We start from the raw sequence: 19807 nt of genomic DNA on the forward strand, positions 1-19807 counted from the left end.
AAAAAACAAAATGAAATTCTAAGAAAAACAAAGAAAACAAGAGAAAACGTTAGTATATAGAGGGAGTATAAAATTAGGAGCTTGAGTATTACAACATAAGCGAATAAGTCACGTCTGGCGCAAGCGACCAGCAACTAGACGACTTCACGAATCGCTCTATGATAAGTTACCATCGGTTCACCTTTATCCCAGTTGATTCCGTTCCAGTTGCTACGTTGCTAAAACGGCGCTTGCGCCTTTGTTCAGTAAGAGAGGAAGAAGCGTGATAGCTCTTTATAAGAAGGTGCTCCTAACATATGCAGTATAAAGAAAAATGAGCTTCAATCACCACGGTATGTAGTAGTATTTGTTAACTATTTTTTTGTTTTATATTTTTAAGTGTCTTTTGCTTTAAGAGGGGCCTTGGGCGTGCGTTTTAGTAAAGTCGTCTAGCCTACCTGATCCTGCCCATTTACACTAAAAAGTAGACAAAAAATACTATATAGCATAGCAAGAGCCGAACAACTATAAATGAATTGTCCGGCTTGTTTGTATTAAAAATTCCTACCATCACTACGTCAAAATACCTCGCTTTCCTGGGAGATCTTCAGCTCGTGCTGTTCCTAGAGTCTACACATTTTTACTACGCTTAAAACTTGCGTATATATAATAGATCATTTTTGTTCCAGTCTCGTTTCGCAAGCTGTTTTGTTTAGGCAGCACGCTTCCGTTCAGATTTATCAACAACGCAAGCTCCAACGATGTCTCCGATTACGTTAGAGGCAGTACCGGCCATCCCAATCAGTGCATCAACACCTGCAATTAATGCTACAATTTCAAGTGGTAAGCCAAACATGCTAAGTACCGCGGATAAAGTTACCAATCCTGCTGCAGGAACACCGGCGGTTCCAATAGAGAGCAGTGTTCCAATGATTACAATTACCAAAAAATCGATAGGGGAAAGGTTTAAATTCATAATGTTTGCAGCAAAAACCAGTGAAACTCCCATCCGTAATGCTCCGCCATCTGAATTGAAAACAGCACCTAGTGGGAGTGCAAAGTTGGCTGTGGTCTCTGAAATACCTGCTTTTTTAGCAGAGCGGATTGCAATAGGAAGAGAAGCAATGCTGCTCGATGTAAAGAATGCAGTCATATAAGCTTCTTTCGTTTGCTTAAAAAAGGGAATAACCGGTGTTCTGGATAATTTTAGAAATCCTGTATAAACCAATAACCATAATAACACAATACCAGCATAAAAAACTGCGGTAAACTGTAATAACGACTGGAATGTTTCCCAACCTTGACTGCCGAATGCTGTTGCACTAATGGCAAATATACCTATAGGTGCATATAACAGCACACCTTGCAAAATCTTGTAAAACATTTCATTTAATGCTGTAAAAAGAGTATTTAATAAGTTGCCGTATTCTTTCATTTTTTTGTCTTCGGAGTAGCGCATGGCGGAAATAGCAACTCCCATAATAACTGCAATAAATAAGATTGCCATTAGATCTCCAGACGTAAAGGCTGCGAATATGTTTTTAGGTACAATTTGTAACAATACATCGGAAACGCTTGGTGTTTCAGGTTGTTCCACTTGCGTGTCCGGTAATGTTAGGCTTGTACCCGGGTTAATCCAAAGAGCTAATGCGAGACCAATTAACACAGCAGCTGCAGTTGTTGCCATATAGTAAAGGATTAGCTTTCCGCCCATTCGTCCAAGTTGTGTAAGTTTCATTTGGTTCACTGCAAGTACAACAGTCAGAAAAATGACGGGAATAGCAATTAAACTAAGTAAATGAATAAGCAATGTACCTAATGGCTCTAACACGTTTGTTTGATTTTGAAAGATTACTCCAACTATGATTCCTAGAACAAATGCAACAGTCATTTTTATTACAAAGGAAGTTCGTTTATATTTTTTCCATATATTCATATTGTTAAATCGCCTTCTTTATCGTTAATTTTATCTCCCATATAAGGTGCTGTAAGACTCCTACTTCAAGGGGCTGGAGAGCGTGTATGGAACAAGTCTCAGTGGAAGATAACAGCAACGAATGCCCAATTTGTTATAGGGGCCTTTAGGTTATGCTATTACGGCACTAAGCATCCATTGGGGATGAATGATAACCCACACTAAATTGAAGAGTTCTTTTATATTTTCTATCGTACCAAAAAAGAAGAAGGGAGACACTTATTATCACTTAAGAATAATAAATGATTGGTAATGTATAATGAAATTGATTAGATGGAGGATAACCGTAATATATCCACTTAGCTAAAAGTCAAATCGCATCGTTTTCTGGATTACGAATACGTAGCTAACCGTACCGTTTTTAGCCAAAAGAAATAATGTATAAACTAGTAAGATAGTTACCAATATATAGTTGAAATGAGGCATTTTATGTAGAAACTGTGACGAATGAATATTTTGCTGCTTTTATCATCGCTTTTCAGTTAAATTTAGGTATAATAGGTTGGAAAGTGAGGGATAGATGAGTGAGAAAGCTTTTATATTTTATTATTGTTGTTTCATTTATCGATACATTTATTCAATTACCGATTATAACCCCTTATGCACAAAGCCTTGGCGCTTCTCATATGTTAACAGGAGCAATTGTAGCGGTATATTCACTAACCAATATGTTTGGAAATATTCTCGGGGGACACTGGATTGACAAGTATGGAAGAAAGCGCATGTTATTTATCGGAATGATTTCAGTAACGTTTATTTTACTATTATATCCATTAGCTGCAACAGGATTTCAATTATTTATTATTCGATTATTACATGGTCTGGCTGGAGGGTTTTTAATTCCATCTGCGTTTGCATATGTTGGAGATCAGACAAGAGCTGGTTCTAGAGGAAAGGCAATGGCCTTCACAGGTGCTGCTATTGGTATTGCTGCTATTGTTGGACCGGCAATTGGTGGGGCATTGGCAGCTCGCGGACAAATAGAGTATGTATTTTTATTAGTAGCAGGTTTGTTTTTATTCACATCTTTTCTTGTACTTCGTTATATAGAGGAATCCTTTGTTTCTAGGGACAGGTCCAAGGTCCATGTAAAGCATTTTATCCCATTATTAAAAAACCCCTTATTATTGCAAGCTTCGTTAGCTGCGTTTGGATTGATGATTAGTAACGGGACGCTAGCTTTTGCTCTACCATTAAAAATAGAGGAGATTGGGCTTGATGCGAGTGCAACCGGTGCATTGCTTAGTACTTTTGGAGTGATAGCAATCATAGTCTTTTTAACACCAATTAACAAAATTTATGACCATATGAAGCCATTGACATTAGTTGGTACGGGGATTTTTATCATTGGTAGTGCAATGCTGCTTTTGAGTTATGTTACTATGTTCTGGACAGGCATCCTGACAATGATCGTGTATGGGATAGGCTTTGCATTCGTGTTTCCTTCCATGAATCGAATGGTAGCAGAAAGCTCTTCTAAAATAGATCGCGGAAAAGCATATGGCATATTTTATGCTTTCTTTTCATTGGGAGTTGTAGCTGGATCCTCTGTGTCTGGAGTTATTGCTGAATGGTGGGGAATACCGTTTGTTTTCACGGCAATTATTATGCTGATCATTTGTACAATTTTATATGTAATAGATCAATTAAGAAAAAAGAGTCATAGTCATTAAGCCAGCATAGACGTATCCGCGGAAGGACACTCCCGCGGATACTATAAGACAGCTAAAAAATGAAAATAGTATTTAATCCCTTGGAGTCACTAATGTTGTTTCTGCTATTTCCTCACTTTTAACTGCAAAAAGCTCTTTCAAAGCCAAGCCATGCTTGTTTGCAAAGGTTCGGACAAGATATTCCCCAACACAATATCCCAACATTTTTGGATAAAAATGGGATCCATATAGTAAACGATAGTACTTTTTTGTATTTGCACGGAGATCTTTTTCAGACGAAAGATATTTCGTCCAAAAACGGTGCAGCACTTCATCCTGATATTTACCAATGTAACTGGCTGTATGCTCTTCTCCTAGCCGTTTGAAAACAGCATACTCTGCCAGGCCTTCCAAAATCATTGTGTCTAATAAGGTATACTGTTTTTCTGGTTTATTAAATTTTTCCAGACGGCAAACGTGGTTGTATTCATGCGTTAACAGTGCTTTGATTTCCATTTGTGTATTCGATTCAGATAGGAATAAGAAAGCCTTATCCTTAAAGGTAAGTCCTGCTTTTCCATTAAATTCCTTGCGTAACCTGTAATTGGTTTCATCAGATGGGAAAATAAAAATTGGTACTTCAGGTCCATTCCATTGATGCTGTAATTCTTTATAATCCTCTGAAGTGATGTTCCAAAGTTTTGCTGCTTGCATTTGCTGGACCCGTTTTTTGGGTATCGCCGAACGAGTCATACCAAATTTTGTTAGATGAGCAAATATTTCTTCTGCTTCAGCATTTGGAAAGTAATCCTTCACTCGTTCAGCTAACTGGATCGGATGTTTATAGTCTTCCAGCAACCATTCATCTGTTCGAATAACTCCTTTCATTGTTTCATCTCCTTTTCGAAAGCTTCAGCTTCATTGCGATATCATATGCATAGTGGAAAAAAATATTGACCTTTCGTATCTCATCCACCAATGGGTACATATGTTAATTATTGGAGGTGAAAGCATGAATTATTTGGATAGTTTAGCCAAACTTGGAGTAGGTGGTGCACACCCTGGAGGACTAAAGTTAACGAAAAAAATATTAGTAAATGAAGCTATGGATGATATAACGAGCTTACTGGATATAGGCTGCGGAACCGGACAGACAGCAGCTTTTATCGCTGAACAATATCCATGTTCAGTAACAGCGATGGATATAGATCCAATAATGGTGGAAAAAGCTAGGCAAAGGTTTAATACTTGTAATGTGCCAATTACAGTTTTTCAGGATAATGTAGAGCATATGTGTTTGAAGGAACGATTTGACATAATACTTTCGGAATCGGTACTCGCTTTTACGGATTTTTCTAAATCGCTACCTTCTATTATGAAAGCTTTACATCCCGGTGGAAGGTTATTAGCTATTGAAATAATGATAGATGCAAGCATGTCAGAGAGAGACAGGAATGTGATTTCTTCGTTTTATGGGTTTCGCGAGCTATTAACTGAAACAGAATGGCGAGAAAAATTGCTTCAGGCAGGATTTACACAAATTGATCTGGAACAGCCAGTTATAGATCTACTAAAAGTGGAGGTAGATGAAGCTCAAGATTTTCAGTTCTCGGCGTCACAAATAGATGAAGCGATCGAAATACTGCATCAGCATCAAGAACTCACCGAAATGTATCAAGAGGATCTTCGATATGGTGTATTTCGCTGTACGCAGTAAAGTGAATTTTAAATCAGTGTAGGAGGGGCTTTTACCTCCAGTTTCCAGAACTCAAAAAGAAATATTAGGCACCTGTGGGCAAGAGGATATTTTTAGGAACGGTAACGGAAGAAATAATAAGAAATTATATAAATGAAGGTAAGTAGGTAAGGACGAAATATTTAGGATAGAAGAATGAGTTTAGTCTAGCTTTGAGGGTGCTTCAGCTAAGATCTTTGAGCAGGACTTTAGCCTGAGAAACGACTTTAGTCACCGACATTTATGTCTAAATCCACCTGCTTTAGCATGTGGTCGTTTAAGGTTTTTTTCACACTATTCTATAATATATAGTAATTAGTGGCATATAACCTGTTGTAAGACTTGCCGCTATCCGAGTAGATCTGTAATACAATAAGTTTAAGTAGGAGATAACTTAAATGACCTATTAAGTAAAAGTTCTTTAGGCCATACATCCGGTACGAACAATCAGTGAGGAATAAATATCCCTCACTGATTGCTATGATCCTCATTATAATTGCTATGATCCTCATTATAGTAGATAGAAAAAAGAAAGCGCAAAATGGTTACATCGCTATACCTATCCGCTGCCAAAAGTTGCAGGATGAGAGGTTTTTAATCTAGTGCTAAACGTTCTCACATCCAAGAACAATCAGAAGCCAGGATCTGAAGCATAGAGAGGGTGCTGGATAAATGGTGATTATACGTTCCACCCATATCCAATAACGTAAAGAAGACCTAATTAAATGATCCTTACGTTAAAATGGATGTTATAGAGATTGTAAGCAATCCTTTTAACTAAAGTATTTTTTAAACATATTGACAAGGTTTACCTAAAAACCAATAAAATCCGGCATCATTTAGATTCATGGCTATACTAAAAACCGTTTCTGTCTGCTCTTGTTCTGATAACGCAGGATTATGATGACGGCAGATCGAATTTGGATAATTGTCATGATTAGCTAGCAATTGGAAAAGGAATTCGTGATTGATAGATTTGTCTATTTGGGAGTCAATTAAATTTGAAAGCATGGACAGCCGGTCAAACGAGTCGGGTTTTGCAAACTCATCCATTGCTTGTTTCATTTTTGACGAGCAAATGTGGTTCGTATGTTGAAGGGATCCGTGTTTAGGAAGTATTTTCTCGGTATATACTGGAGAGACTTCCACACTAATTATGTCTTTTGATTTAGATCCAATAAGAAAATGCGCTGCTGATGCAATTTGATTTTGGTCTATTCTGCTGATAGCTTCTTCAAAAGTGTGTGATTCAAGGATTGCCCTTAGCCCTAGATGAATTGGCAACTTCGCGTGCCACTGATTGGTTCTTAAAGCGTTTAAACAGACGCCTATCCCATGACTGTTATAGCCTATTTTTCCAATGATACCTGCTTCTGTTACCATTTGAATAGTTGGAAGATTGTTTTGTACTAGCTCAAGATGAAGTATTGAATTTACTTGTTCTCTTTTCCAGTCCCAATTTTGGGCGAGCCATGTCTTTTCTGTTTTGGGTTGCGTCAGCGCGAATGAAGAGCAACCATCAGGAGAAGTAAGTACTATCTCACTTCGGCAATTTAATACTAAAATATCTTCAAACTCCACCTTTGCACCCATAGCTATTGCCTTCATTTCTTCCAAAAACGAAGGGTAATGTTCTTTTACATAATTCACATGCAGTAAAGCTAGGTCGCATGCTTCATCCCAAGACGTTTCAGCATAATCTCTAAACATTTTTTCGTACGTTTGTAGGCTGTTTTTTATCTGTTCTTCTGCCAGCTTTCCATGCTCATAACCAATGTCGTAAGGCGATCCAGCTAATGTATGTTTTTTAATTTGGTTAGCTCTCGGGGACATGTATCGCTTCTCCTTTGTTTTGATAAACGATCTTCCCATCAATCATTGTCCATTCTACTTTAGCCTCCAGTAAATCATTTGCATGACCGTTCAGTAAGGAGCAATTCATTAATACAAGGTCTGCTAATTTCCCGGGTTCAATACTTCCTTTGATTTTTTCTTCAAATGATGCATATGCCCCATTATAGGTATACATTCGTACGGCTGCTAATAAAGGAATTTGTTGATCTTCACCAATGATTTGTCCGGAGTCAGACACTCTTGTAATCGCGCCATATAGCCCGCGGAACGGATCAACATCAGTAACAGGGCAATCAGAAGCAATTGCTGCTGGTATACCGGCTTTTAAATAATCGTTTAAAGGGTACATATAACTGGAACGCTCTCCGTAATCTTTTACGTAACCATCGCCATACTCGAAATGAAATGCTGGGTTTGGTGTAGGGACTACATGTTGTTGTTTCATTCTTTTTACTAAGTCAGGCGTTGCTATCCCTGCATGCTCGATGCGATGACGAGAGTGCGCTCGTGGATAGAGTCTGTTTGCTGTTTCGATGGTGGTCAGTAACATATCTATTGCAGCATCACCCTGAGCATGTGCAGTTATTTGCCATCCTTTTTCATGTGCGGGGATGAATAGCTCATCTACTTCCTCTTGCGAAAAATAGTGGATGCCATAATTGTTATGATCACTTGTATAAGGATCTCTTGTCCAAGCAGCTGGACCACTACTACTACCATCTAAAAATAGCTTAACAGGGCCAACTCTAAATTTCGTATCTCCAACGCCAGTGGAAACGCCAGATAAAACCATGTGTTTTACAACGTCTTGTGCATTGTTTAGTGCACCAACCATTGCATAAACTCGCTGTTGTATTGTACCCGACCGGGCATCTTGTTGTAATTTACGAAGATTATCCAGTCCATATCCTGTGGCATCATGAATAGAAGTTATCCCTTTTGCTGCAAACTCCCGAGAAGCGATTTTATGGGCTTCGCTTAATTCTGATTCTGAAAAGGCGGCTTTAGCAAACATATTCATATGCGCATTTTCTATTAAAGTACCGTTCAGTTCTCCCGCTTCGTTCTTTTCATATTTCCCACCCATAGGATCTGGAGTGTGTTTATTTATACCAGCTAATTGGAAGGCTTTGCTATTTACAACAGAAGTATGACCACATACCCGACCAACGATAATGGGATGATCTTTCGATACTGTATTTAATTCTTGTTTTGTCGGTAAGCGTTTATCGGTCATGTGATTTTCGTTGTAGCCGAATGCGCGAATCCACTCTCCTTTTGGTGTTTTTGCAACCTTTGTTTTAAGCGCTTCTAACAGAGAAGAAATGGAATGTAGCTTATCCTGTTTACAATGAATAGAAAGTCTGTTAATTCCATACATAGTTATGTGCAGATGGGAGTCGATAAATCCTGGTAATAAAGTTTGACCATGTAAGTTGACTACCTCCGTCTTGCTATCTTGTAGCTCTAAAACCTTTTTATTACTTCCTGTAGCTATTATTTGATTACCTCTTATAGCTAGTGCCTGACAAATATCATTATTCATATTAACGGTCATAATTTCTCCATTTATAAAAATGGTTTGTTTATTCAATAGTATCCCTCCAGTATTAGATTTGTTAAAGTTTAGATAATTTTGCACCGGATAACTCATTGCGGTTTTCTGTAAAAAGTTCCTCAGCCATATCAGGAAAGAAACGTTCAATAGTTACTCGGGAAGCAGGCTTTGTGACTAATGATACAATGATAAATACAGTTATATTAATAGATAACCCCCAAATTCCAGCATGAATACCAAGAGGGTGGGGAACAAGGAAAGAGAATAGGACAGTTACGATAAAACCGGCAAATAAGCCCCAAAAAGCTCCATGTTTTGTTGCCCTAGGCCAAAAAAACATACCAATAATTGCTGGAAAAGCTTGACCGATAAACCCGTAGCCAATTAATAAAATGTAAACAAGACTTGCTGGTTCCATAATAGAAATTGGAGCAATCATACATACCATAATAGGAAATATTAATCGTCGCGTCCATTTACCTGATGTTGTATCGTTCCACCTTAATAGTGGCTGTAAAATATCTTTACTGTAACTAAGAGCAGTTGCATGGATACAAGGTTCACTTGATGACATTGCTGCGGCCAAAGTACCAGCACCAAGTAAACCTGCTACAACAGCTGGCATATGATCAATAGCCAATTGGATAGCTATGGTATCTGGATTCGTTAGATTAGGATATATGAAAATTCCGATAAAACCAACGATGATCATGGGGATTAAAACAATATAGAAAGTAGGTAGCAACGTTGCTGCACGTCTAATGGATTGTTTAGAAGAAGCCCCCATCCATTGAATCCAATGCGTTTGCCAAATAGAAAAGACAGAGATTAAAATGGACGTCGACCAAAAGGTTACATTCATGTCGCTCACCCCTCCAGGCAATGTCAGAAAGGAAGGTATATCAGCTTGAACACGTTCAAAAATGGCTCGAAAGGAATATCCGCCAGTAAATTATCTTGTTGCCCATAACCCAACAAACCAAGAGACAACTAACATTAAACCTCCTTGAAAGGCATTCGTAACTCCAATTGCTTTTAAACCACTTCGATATAAGTAGATGGAAATGACACCTAAGGATAAGAAAACACCGACCCATTTGGGGATTAATTCATAGCTCATAACATGTAAAATATAAGCTGCTCCTGTTGTTTGTAATACAGCATAAGCTAATATGCCAATTGAAGTTACTATAGACGATAAAGCCCCTAATGCTTTACTTTCATAACGGTCAGAAATAGCTGAAGGTTGCGTGACATGTTTATACTTATAACCTAATTCCCATACTTTTGGACCAAAATACCAAGCAACGATCCCCATATAAGTTAGGTATACAACGACGTAGAGAGCTGGCACACCTTTTGCGTATGCCCAACCGGGCGAACCCATAAACGTGTAAGCGCTCACCCCACCAGCGCCAATTAACAAATACATCATTACTGGACCCATACTGCGACTTCCTACACCCCAATTTTCAGTATCATTCATATTTATCCCTTTACTTGCTCTTAAACCTAAAAGAATAGCAATAATCATATAAGATAATGTGATTAAAAGCGGCACATACATATTCATTAGCTAAATCCTTTTATTTTACTTACAAACCACAAGGTACCGGTTGTAAAAATGATAATGAAGATGGACCATACCATCAAGATTGGCATTCCTAAAATGATGGAAGGTTTATTAAACAGTGGTATAAAAGGCCAATTACCAAGTGCAATAACAAATAAAATAAGTCCGAAGCTAAACCAGCTTTTCTTTGTCCTAGGGAGTTTGCATGTCAATTTCATTTAATCACTCCATTTCATCTATGTTTTTTTATTATATAGTGTAGATGAAAGGTTTAATTTATTCATTAATCAGAATGTTAAAATTGAGAGGCAAAAGTTTTACTGTGTGTCTACTTTTTCATCCATTAGGAGATAATAAGATTTAATCGCAGTTTCTAAAGAAAGTCGGTGAATAGGTCTTATTAATTCAACATTCAATAGTTGCTCAATTTTATTTAAACGATGATAAAGTGTTTGTCTGACAATAAATAATCGTCGAGCTGCCTCTTTTTTTGCTCCTTGACATTCCAAGTAAATTTCTAAGGTTTTTAGCAGTTCAGTACCCATTTTTTGATCATAGTCTATCAATTTTCCTATATATCTATTTGAGAACGCTTTCAAATCAGTGTTATTTTGCATGAGCAAGAGCTGGAAAATACCAATATCTTCAAAAAAATACGTATTACAAAGTGCCTTCTTTCTTAATTTAATCACTTGAATAGCTTCATTATAGCTGGAAAAAGCATGTTTTATATCAGATTGGACACTACTTACACCAATTTGCGAAACAACATCGTGAAGAATATTATTCGCACCTGATATTAACATTTGATCGATTATTTTTTGCATGTACAAATAATTTTTCTTAGCTTGGTCTTCGTCCATGAAAAAGCAAACAATGGCAATTTCATTTTTTCTAGTGGATATGATAGGTAAACAACCATATTGCTGGAACAAAGAACGAATGGAAATGGTTCGCTGGATTTTATGTCCATCCCACTTTTCTTGCCCTAACTCGACTTCATATGGAAAAGTTTTTATTACAATTACCCGATAACTTAATTTAGAATGGTGTGTTGGCAAAAAGAATTGTAACTCCACTTCATCATACTTTCTTCCTTGTAATAAATTCTTGACGAGTTCATCTTCTGAGTTTACCCTTCTTTCCTCTACGGTGCGATTTCTTAATAGAATTTGGGCTATAGCCATCGAGGCTCTATCCATTAGAGAAAATAATAACTCATCGTTCAACTGGCTGTTCACTTGTATGCATAAATGACCCCAAGTGCTACCAAGAACAGAAATAGGAACAATTGCAAAGGGTGTATCTCTATAAGGAATGATTTTAGAGTGGTCAACATTGGTTAGTGTTTTAAGAAAATAAGCAAGTATCTGTGGCGCTTCTATTTTTAAACTAGGGGGGTAATAATAGGTGTTTTTTTGATCAATTAGGCACATTACCTTTTGTCCCACATGGTTATATAATTCTTGCAGTACTTTCGAAATCCCATTAGGGGCAAGGGAATATTTGTTAAATTGATGAGAAAGCTGATTTAATTGATGCATCATTTGATGTTGCTGATTAACGAGTAAAGTATGTAAATCTTGGGTGATATCGACAAACTTTACCATTTCATTAAAGACAATAATTGGAAAGTTGTAGCTATCAGCTATTTTTTTAATTTCAGGAGACAGTGTACGAAAATATTTTCCCTTTTCTATACAAAGTCCAGCAACATTTTTATTAATTAGCCGGTGATAGGTGATGGAAGATGCTCGGGTTTGAAGATCTATATTGCTACCTGTTGTCAGAATTAATTCGTTTCCATTTATTAGCGCTTCAAAATCATGGCTCTCTATGATATGCGTCCATGTTATCTTTCTGTTTAGTCCATTTTCTCCTGCAAGTACGATTGCTTTTCTAAACTGCTTTCGTGATAAAACTTCTTTTACAGTTAGATGCAAATTGTTTCTCAACATAAATCCCCCCAAAGTTAAAAGTTGGCTGAAAAAGAGTTAACAAACTGTAAAATGATAATTTTAAAAATAGTTTGTAAAATAATATTATGAATGATGAATGAGAGACTGTCAAATAAGGTTAGGAAAGTTGTTTTAAGGTAAAGTGAGTTTTTCATCAGTGGGGATTTTCATTTGTCCCTAAATGATTGTCAGTACCGTAGTGGTACGATCTAAAGGCTGCTTATGAAATAGGGCTTTTACGTGCTGTTATCTCCCGCTTAGACTTGTTCTAGTACAGATTATCCTACTCGGGAGTGAGAGTCATTTTCAGCACCTTATATGCGAAGTTAAGTAATTCGCTACATGATAAAGAAAGGGGAATTTTGATTGAATCAATTAGACACACAGGTAAAAGAATTACTCCATAAAGACAAAGAAAATGTTTGGCACCACATTTCTAAATACAATGATCATATCCATCCGTTAATTGTGAAGGAGGCAAGTGGAGCATGGATTACAGGGCATGATGGAAAACAATATTTGGATGGGATGGCAGGACTTTGGTGTGTAAATGTTGGCTATGGACGTGAAGTGCTTGCTCAAGCAGCATATGACCAAATAAAGAAAATGGCGTATATGTCCATGACCCAAAGCCATCCACCTGCAATCGAGTTAGCGGTAAAACTAAATCATTTGCTAGATGATGATTATGTGTTTTTTTATTCCAATAGTGGTTCAGACGCAAATGAGGTAGCGATAAAAATCGCTCGTCAATATCACCAGCAAAAAAATGGCGAACCTAGATATAAAATTATTTCACGCTATAGAGCATACCACGGTAGTTCCATGGGAGCTTTATCCGCTACTGGTCAGGCGCTAAGAAAATATAAATATGAGCCACTCAGCACCGGTTTTTTACATGTAGCACCGCCTGATAATTATCGAAAGCCTCAAGGTATGAGTGAAAAGGAATATAATTTACAAAAAGCAAGAGAGATAGAAGAAGTTATTATTTGGGAACAAAAAGAAACGGTTGCTGCGGTTATGATGGAGCCATTAATAACTGGAGGAGGTATACTAATCCCGCATCCGATATATGTTCAAGAAATGGAGAAGATATGTAAACGTCATGGTGTATTGCTCATTATTGATGAAGTGATCTGTGGGTTTGCGAGAACGGGGAAAATGTTTGGGCATATGCATTACGGAATTCGGCCTGATATGATAACCATGGCAAAAGGACTGACAAGCGGATATTTACCTTTATCAGTAACAGCAGTGAAAAAGGGTATTTATGATGCATTTCAAAAGCAAGCTGATCACTCTCATTTACGGCATGTGAATACTTTTGGGGGAAATCCGGCAGCATGTGCAGTTGCATTAAAGAATATAGAGATTATGGAGCAGGAAGAATTGGTCGAGCGCGCTGCTTTAATGGGTAAGGAATTATTGGAAAAGCTAGAAAAGTTTAGAGATCATCCATATGTTGGTGATATTCGCGGATTAGGATTATTAGTTGGGATTGAATTAGTTGAAGACAAAACAACGAAAAAGCCAATACGTTCTAATGTAATTGCGACAATAATGAATGAGTGCAAAGAAAAAGGCTTGATAATTGGAAGGAACGGAGAAACAGTTGCTGGATATAATAATGTTCTCACGTTATGTCCGCCTTTAACCATTAGCGAGGATGAGTTAATGTATATCATAAACACACTGGAACAAGTGTTGCATGACAATAGGAACTTGCTATAAAAAAATCCGTGTTTGGTAACTCCTAAGATTAGAACTATAATTTACTTATAGGAACAACAGACTTATGTAAGGAATGTATGATGCTAAATTTTAAAATTGCCTCACAAAAGTTAATTATAAAATGTATTTTATCGTGGCTCTAGAAACATTTCTTCATTAAAATATATCAATTCAGATGAACTCGACCCAAGTTTTTTTATAAGATAAGAAAGCATAAAATGATGTGCTTATGTAACGAATAACCGAATAGTCACGTCCGGCGCATGAGCCCAGCCACGATGTGACTGCGTCCTACGATAAGGCCTCATCGGTTCGTCACAAAGAGGAAGACCGACTAAAAATGGGCTTGCCGTCCAGACGTCGACATACCCCTGTTGTAGTGGCATGATTCCTTTTCTCGCAAAAAGCGTTGTAGACTCCCACTTTAAGAATGGAAGATGTGAGCTGAACGAGTCGAAGCGGGATGTAATAGCACCTAAATCCCCTATTCGTTCCAGGGTCTTTAGGTCATACCCTGGTGGTACTAACCATCAGCGTGGATGAAGAAAACCCCGCTGATGGAAGGTTCACTTTATCCTTCGTTGAATTCGTTCCATTCACTATGTTGCTAAACGGGCGTCTTTGTTCCACTATAGGAATGTATAAATTTTTTTAGGGTTTAAAGTATAAGAAAAACTGCGGCTATCGACAAAATAACTTTGGCAATAGCCAAGTTTTTCTAAGATGGTAAAGTGTCCAACCTCTGAGAACGTTATACGTTTAAAAAGAAATCAAAGCAGGCTGGCATCTTCCATGCAATGGAAGCATGATATCACGTTGCAGGACAGGAAACGTGAACAGATCAGCGCATAGGGTCAACATTTGCAAAAGCTTCCGCTTTGATAGAAGTTACAAAATGACAACTGGTTAGATAATAGAAATTGATTTATACTAGAAAGTAGGACAAACCATTGATACATAGACATACTTATACAAATTTTATCCCAAATGTAGACTTGCAAGTCTTTCGCTTCAAGCGTGGAGGGAAGATTTATAGAAGTCCAAGTTAGAGATAATGGTACTTGAATGAAATTCCAACTCATTCGGGGCAGATAAGATGGTGATTATTAGATGTGTATCGCCCAGAAAAAGTGTTTTTGTTTTTCAAGGACAAGGAAAGCTACGTCAGCGCTACATCAAAGAGTGCTGTTCTTTTTTCAAGGACGCCTGAAAACCTAAGTTTTGATCTACTATTTTAGGGGGGAGGACAAGCCCTACGGATTGCAGATTTACTTTATATAAAATGTTGGTTTATATATTTGGGGAGGTAGTTTCATAGATGAAATTTTTTCATACTGCAGATTGGCATCTTGGTAAGCTTGTACAAGGAGTGTATATGACGAATGATCAACGATATATTTTAGATCAATTCATTCAAGCTGTCGAGAATGAGCAACCCGATGCTGTTATTATTTCAGGAGATCTTTATGACCGTGCCGTTCCACCTACAGAAGCTGTCCATTTATTGGATGAAACACTTGGCAAAATCGTACTGCAACTTAAAATCCCTGTGCTTGCGATTGCTGGTAACCATGATAGCCCGAGCAGGCTGGATTTTGGAAGCAAGATTTTGCGTGAAAATGGGCTGCATATTATTGGGAATCTTTCTAGTACTATACAACCAGTCGTATTGCACGATGCGTATGGAGAAGTCCATGTTTATCTTATTCCATATTGTGACCCGAGCATCGTTCGTAACGTTTTTGGTGAGAAGGAAATACGTAATCACAACGATGCGATGCAGACAATAATTAAACATATCGAAGCTACGATGGATCCGAATGCAAGGCATGTGTTTGTAGGACATGCATTTGTGACACCTTATGGGGAAAAAAAGGAAAACACAAGTGAATCAGAACGTCCGTTAGCAATAGGGGGATCTGAATACGTGGAAGCTAAGCTCTTTCAACGTTTTCACTATACTGCGTTAGGACATCTTCATCAAGCACATTATGTAAAAGATCAAAAAATCCGCTATGGTGGTTCCCTATTAAAATACTCGATTTCGGAGGAAAATCACCGTAAAGGTTTTTTTATTGTAGAAATGGATGGAGAGGGTAACGTTGAGATCGAAAAACAGTTGCTCATACCAAAAAGGGACATGCGAACAGTAGTAGGTTCATTAAGCGAACTTTTACAACAACCTATTAATGAAGATTATGTATTTATTAAGTTGACAGATGAAACACCTATCCTTTCGCCGATGGAAAAAGTGCGCTCGGTTTATCCAAATGCGATGCATGTGGAGAGAAAAAGTTTCTTTATAAAGCCAGAAGCTGGCCATCAAGAAAAGCCGATGGAGCGGACGAAGATGTCCGATCTGGAACTGTTTACAGCCTTTTACAAGGAAGTAAAGGGATATGAACCAGAAGAAGAAACCGTGATGCTTTTCCAAGAAACCCTCGATGATCTTTTAACGGAACAAAACGAAACAAAAGGTATTGCTCGTATAAGCAACTAGATATGAATGTCAAGCTGATAAGATGGGGAAGGATGAAAAAAGTTGAAGCCGATAAAGTTAACCATGACGGCGTTTGGCCCATATAAGGATAAAGAAGTAATCCATTTTGATGATCTTAGAGATAATCGTCTATTCGTAATAGCAGGGAATACTGGAGCAGGCAAGACAACGATTTTTGATGCCATTTGTTTTGCTCTATATGGTGCTGCCAGTGGACAAGACAGAGAGAGTAATGCAATGCTTCGAAGTGATTTTGCAGAAGACCACGTTCATACAGCTGTAGAGCTCTTGTTTGCTTTAAGAGGTAAACAGTATCGGATTTTGCGACAGCTTGGGCATGTGAAAAAAGGCAATAAAACGAAAACAGGCGAACGATATGAATTTTTTGAAGTGACAAGCGACGGTGAAATACCTTGTGTAGATAGGCAAATTGTATCGGAGATTAATGATAAAATGGAACAACTTATCGGTTTAACACAGGATCAATTTAAACAAATTGTGATGCTGCCACAAGGCGAATTTCGTAAATTGTTAACGTCACAAACAGAAAACAAAGAAGAAATTTTACGGCGATTATTTAAAACAGAAACGTACCAAGCCATTACGGAGCGACTGAAGCAAAAAAAATCGGCGATAGAAGAAGCTTACAGGCAAGCAGACCAGGAACTAAAGCAATATATTGCTCAAATTCATGCTACGCTTCCAATTCGGGAAGAAGGGGTACTTTTTCAAACATTAGAGCAAGAAAATTACAATATGAATCAAATATTACAAGGTCTTCAGGAAGAATGTCGTTATTACGAAGGGAAAATCATCACAGATAAAAAAACATATGAACATGCGTATCAGATGCACGATAAAAAGCAACAAGAATTTCACGAAGCAAAAGCAATTAATGAGCGTTTTGCTGAGTTAAATCAGAAACAAGCACGTTTAAAAGAGCTTGAACTACAGGAAACAGCAAATACCCAAAAAAAGAGTAAACTAGAGCAAGCGGAACGCGCCCAGGTGATTATTCTTTTGGAACAGCAGCGAAATGATTGGCTTCAAGAAGCAGAAAAAAAGAAAAGACAGTTAACTGAAGCAAAAAAAAATAAACAGCTTATTGATGAACAAGTAACCCAGGCGAATATAAATTTTGAAACAGAGGAAAAGCGTGAACCTGAACGTGAATCCCTGCGTAAACAACTGGATAAACTAAAGGAATATTTGCCGATTGTACAGCAGATAGATAAAATGAACCGAAACTTAATGGATTTGGAAAAACAAACCAACCAGGCTTCTGAAGCACTGTATACTACTGAACAAAGCCTTATGAAAAAAAACAACCAGCTAGAGACAGCGGAAAAAGAAATAAACCAGCTTGACCAATTGGTAGCAAAGCTACCCGATATGCAGGAAGAATTAATTACGATGCGCGACCAATATAGGCTGGTGCGTGACTATCGTAAACTAATGGAACAGCAAATATGGTTGATAAATGAGACAAAGCAAAAACAAAACATAGCTATACAGATGAAAGAAAATTATAACAAACTGGAACAAGCCTGGATGGATAATCAAGCGGTTTATCTAGCTGCTCATTTACATGATGGAGAGGCTTGTCCTGTTTGCGGCAGTGTAGATCATCCAAATAAAGCCACACAGCAGAGGGAAGCTGTTGCAAAAGAACAATTAGAAAAAGCTAGAAGGGAATTCGAAAGGCTAGATGGGGAGTATCGTGACGTACTTGGTAAATTAAAAGCTAACCAAGATGATGTTCGTGCGAAAACGACTGAATTAGAAATGCACCACATTGTCATAACTAGTGCAAAACAAACAGAAGATCAGCTGGCCTCTGCTGGTAAACAGCTTAGTGCTGAGGTAGAGCAATTAAAGCAACAACGTAACCAGATGGTAGAAAGAAAGCGCGAATTGGAAAAGCTACGCTTTAGCTATAAAGAATTAGAAGCAAAGTACAAAGAACAGCAACAACGTGATCATCAGCTAAAATTAAAATTAGCTCAAGAACAAACGCTCTATCAGGAAAGAATTCAGTTTGTTCCTGAAAATATGCGTGTATTATCCGAATTAAAGGAACAATTAACTAACACACAAAGCAATCTAAAAAAGTTAGAACAAGTATGGGAAGAGGTGCAAAAGCAGCAGCAAAAATCCAAAGAAGAGCAAATGAAAGCTAGTTCAGAGGTCACTCATGCGAAAATGCAGCTAGAAGAGGCGATACAAAAACGTGATAAGGCAGTGACTCAGTTTATCCAGGCATTGGAAAAGGAACGTTTTAACTCAGAAGAGAGTTACCAAAAAGCAAAAATGCCTAAATCTGAACGGTTAGCTTTAAAAGAAGAACTCGAACAATATGATCAAACGAAATCCACGTTACGTGAACAGGTACTGGAATTAAAGAATGTGTTAACAGATAAACACCAAATTGATTTAACGGTCATTCAAGCCGAATTAAATCATTGGAAAGAAAAATATGAAACGGCTTTAGATAGGTTGAATAAGTCTCAGCATTATGAGCAGGAAGCACAAGCACTAAAGCAATATATTCAACAAGGGACTGAAAAAATAACGGAACGTGAACGTACGCTTCAACGGATAGCTGGTTTATACGATACCGTACGCGGGCAAAATAATCAGAAAGTATCGTTTGAACGCTACTTGCAGATTGAATACTTAGAACAAATTATTGCTGCGGGGAATGAACGATTAAAAGAGCTGTCCAATGGTCAATATGTCTTTATACGTAGTGATCGTCAGGAGTCACACGGTAAACAGAGTGGTCTTGCCCTTGACGTATACGATGCCTATACAGGACAAACAAGGGATGTGAAAACTTTATCGGGCGGAGAGAAGTTTAATGCCTCCCTTAGTTTAGCGCTTGGAATGTCAGATGTTATTCAAAGCTTTCAAGGGGCAATTTCCATTGACACGATGTTTATTGATGAAGGATTTGGTACGTTGGATGAGGAAGCATTAAATAAAGCAATTGATACGTTAGTTGATCTACAACGATCTGGTAGAATGATCGGGGTCATTTCTCATGTTCAGGAATTAAAGACTATTTTTCCAGCTGTCCTGGAAGTGTCCAAGTCCAAAGATGGATCGAGCAGAACGAAATTTATCATTAAATAATGTTATCCTAGTCTTTTTGGTCGAAGAAGTGCTCCCTTGGAAAAAGGAGATAAGAACAGTCTTTCGTCCTGCGGGGTGATTCTAAGTAGGACAAGTGAAGTTGTCAGGTTCTATTCAGCGGCTTGTCAGAAGAGAATAAATAACTGTTTGGGGT

At 37.8% G+C, this 19807-nt stretch carries 13 protein-coding genes; 5 read left to right on the forward strand and 8 right to left on the reverse strand.

Features of this window, described 5'->3' with window-relative positions; all coding sequences use genetic code 11:
* Positions 1–691: 691 nt before the first annotated feature.
* The gene (locus D1839_RS15895; protein ID WP_120380856.1) at positions 692–1915 is read right to left on the reverse strand and encodes a dicarboxylate/amino acid:cation symporter; all 1224 of its coding nucleotides are present in this window, start codon (positions 1913–1915) and stop codon (positions 692–694) included.
* A 563-nt stretch (positions 1916–2478) separates the two neighbouring features.
* On the opposite strand from D1839_RS15895, the gene D1839_RS15900 reads away from it, so the two are divergent.
* Positions 2479–3627 carry an MFS transporter gene (locus D1839_RS15900; protein WP_120380855.1) on the forward strand — a complete coding sequence of 383 codons (1149 nt, stop codon included), beginning with the start codon at positions 2479–2481 and terminating at the stop codon, positions 3625–3627.
* A gap of 72 nt (positions 3628–3699) precedes the next feature.
* Here the strand turns inward: D1839_RS15900 and D1839_RS15905 are convergent, their stop codons facing one another.
* On the reverse strand, positions 3700–4494 hold the full coding sequence (locus tag D1839_RS15905) for a DUF2268 domain-containing protein (protein ID WP_120380854.1): 795 nt from the start codon (positions 4492–4494) through the stop codon (positions 3700–3702).
* A 124-nt stretch (positions 4495–4618) separates the two neighbouring features.
* On the opposite strand from D1839_RS15905, the gene D1839_RS15910 reads away from it, so the two are divergent.
* The gene (locus D1839_RS15910) at positions 4619–5323 is read left to right on the forward strand and encodes a class I SAM-dependent methyltransferase (RefSeq protein WP_158589681.1); all 705 of its coding nucleotides are present in this window, start codon (positions 4619–4621) and stop codon (positions 5321–5323) included.
* Between the two features lie 807 nt (positions 5324–6130).
* Here the strand turns inward: D1839_RS15910 and D1839_RS15915 are convergent.
* From D1839_RS15915 to D1839_RS15935, 6 genes are all read right to left on the reverse strand, one after another.
* Positions 6131–7174, reverse strand: a complete 1044-nt coding sequence (locus tag D1839_RS15915; RefSeq protein ID WP_199690288.1) for a C45 family autoproteolytic acyltransferase/hydolase — start codon at positions 7172–7174, stop codon at positions 6131–6133.
* A complete protein-coding gene (locus D1839_RS15920) occupies positions 7158–8789 on the reverse strand; it encodes an amidohydrolase (RefSeq protein WP_199690286.1) in 1632 nt (543 codons plus the stop codon). The genes D1839_RS15915 and D1839_RS15920 overlap by 17 nt, the downstream gene beginning before the upstream one ends.
* A gap of 25 nt (positions 8790–8814) precedes the next feature.
* Positions 8815–9615: a sodium:solute symporter family transporter gene (locus tag D1839_RS20465; RefSeq protein ID WP_199690284.1), complete on the reverse strand. Its 801-nt coding sequence runs from the start codon at positions 9613–9615 to the stop codon at positions 8815–8817.
* A gap of 90 nt (positions 9616–9705) precedes the next feature.
* The gene (locus tag D1839_RS20470; RefSeq protein ID WP_199690282.1) at positions 9706–10326 is read right to left on the reverse strand and encodes a sodium:solute symporter family transporter; all 621 of its coding nucleotides are present in this window, start codon (positions 10324–10326) and stop codon (positions 9706–9708) included.
* A complete protein-coding gene (locus D1839_RS15930; RefSeq protein ID WP_120380851.1) occupies positions 10326–10544 on the reverse strand; it encodes a hypothetical protein in 219 nt (72 codons plus the stop codon). The genes D1839_RS20470 and D1839_RS15930 overlap by 1 nt, the downstream gene beginning before the upstream one ends.
* Before the next feature lie 99 nt (positions 10545–10643).
* A complete protein-coding gene (locus tag D1839_RS15935; RefSeq protein WP_158589680.1) occupies positions 10644–12281 on the reverse strand; it encodes a PucR family transcriptional regulator in 1638 nt (545 codons plus the stop codon).
* Between the two features lie 369 nt (positions 12282–12650).
* Here D1839_RS15935 and D1839_RS15940 point away from each other — a divergent pair, with 369 nt between their 5' ends.
* From D1839_RS15940 to D1839_RS15950, 3 genes are all read left to right on the forward strand, one after another.
* Complete coding sequence (locus D1839_RS15940; protein WP_120380849.1) at positions 12651–14018, forward strand: aspartate aminotransferase family protein; 1368 nt, start codon at positions 12651–12653, stop codon at positions 14016–14018.
* A gap of 1318 nt (positions 14019–15336) precedes the next feature.
* The gene (locus D1839_RS15945; RefSeq protein WP_120380848.1) at positions 15337–16518 is read left to right on the forward strand and encodes an exonuclease SbcCD subunit D; all 1182 of its coding nucleotides are present in this window, start codon (positions 15337–15339) and stop codon (positions 16516–16518) included.
* Positions 16519–16560: 42 nt separating this feature from the next.
* On the forward strand, positions 16561–19653 hold the full coding sequence (locus D1839_RS15950) for an AAA family ATPase (RefSeq protein WP_120380847.1): 3093 nt from the start codon (positions 16561–16563) through the stop codon (positions 19651–19653).
* Positions 19654–19807 lie beyond the last annotated feature (154 nt).

Origin of the sequence: Roseburia sp. 1XD42-34, assembly GCF_009917385.1 — a bacterium.
Taxonomy (GTDB): domain Bacteria; phylum Bacillota; class Bacilli; order Bacillales; family Amphibacillaceae; genus Virgibacillus.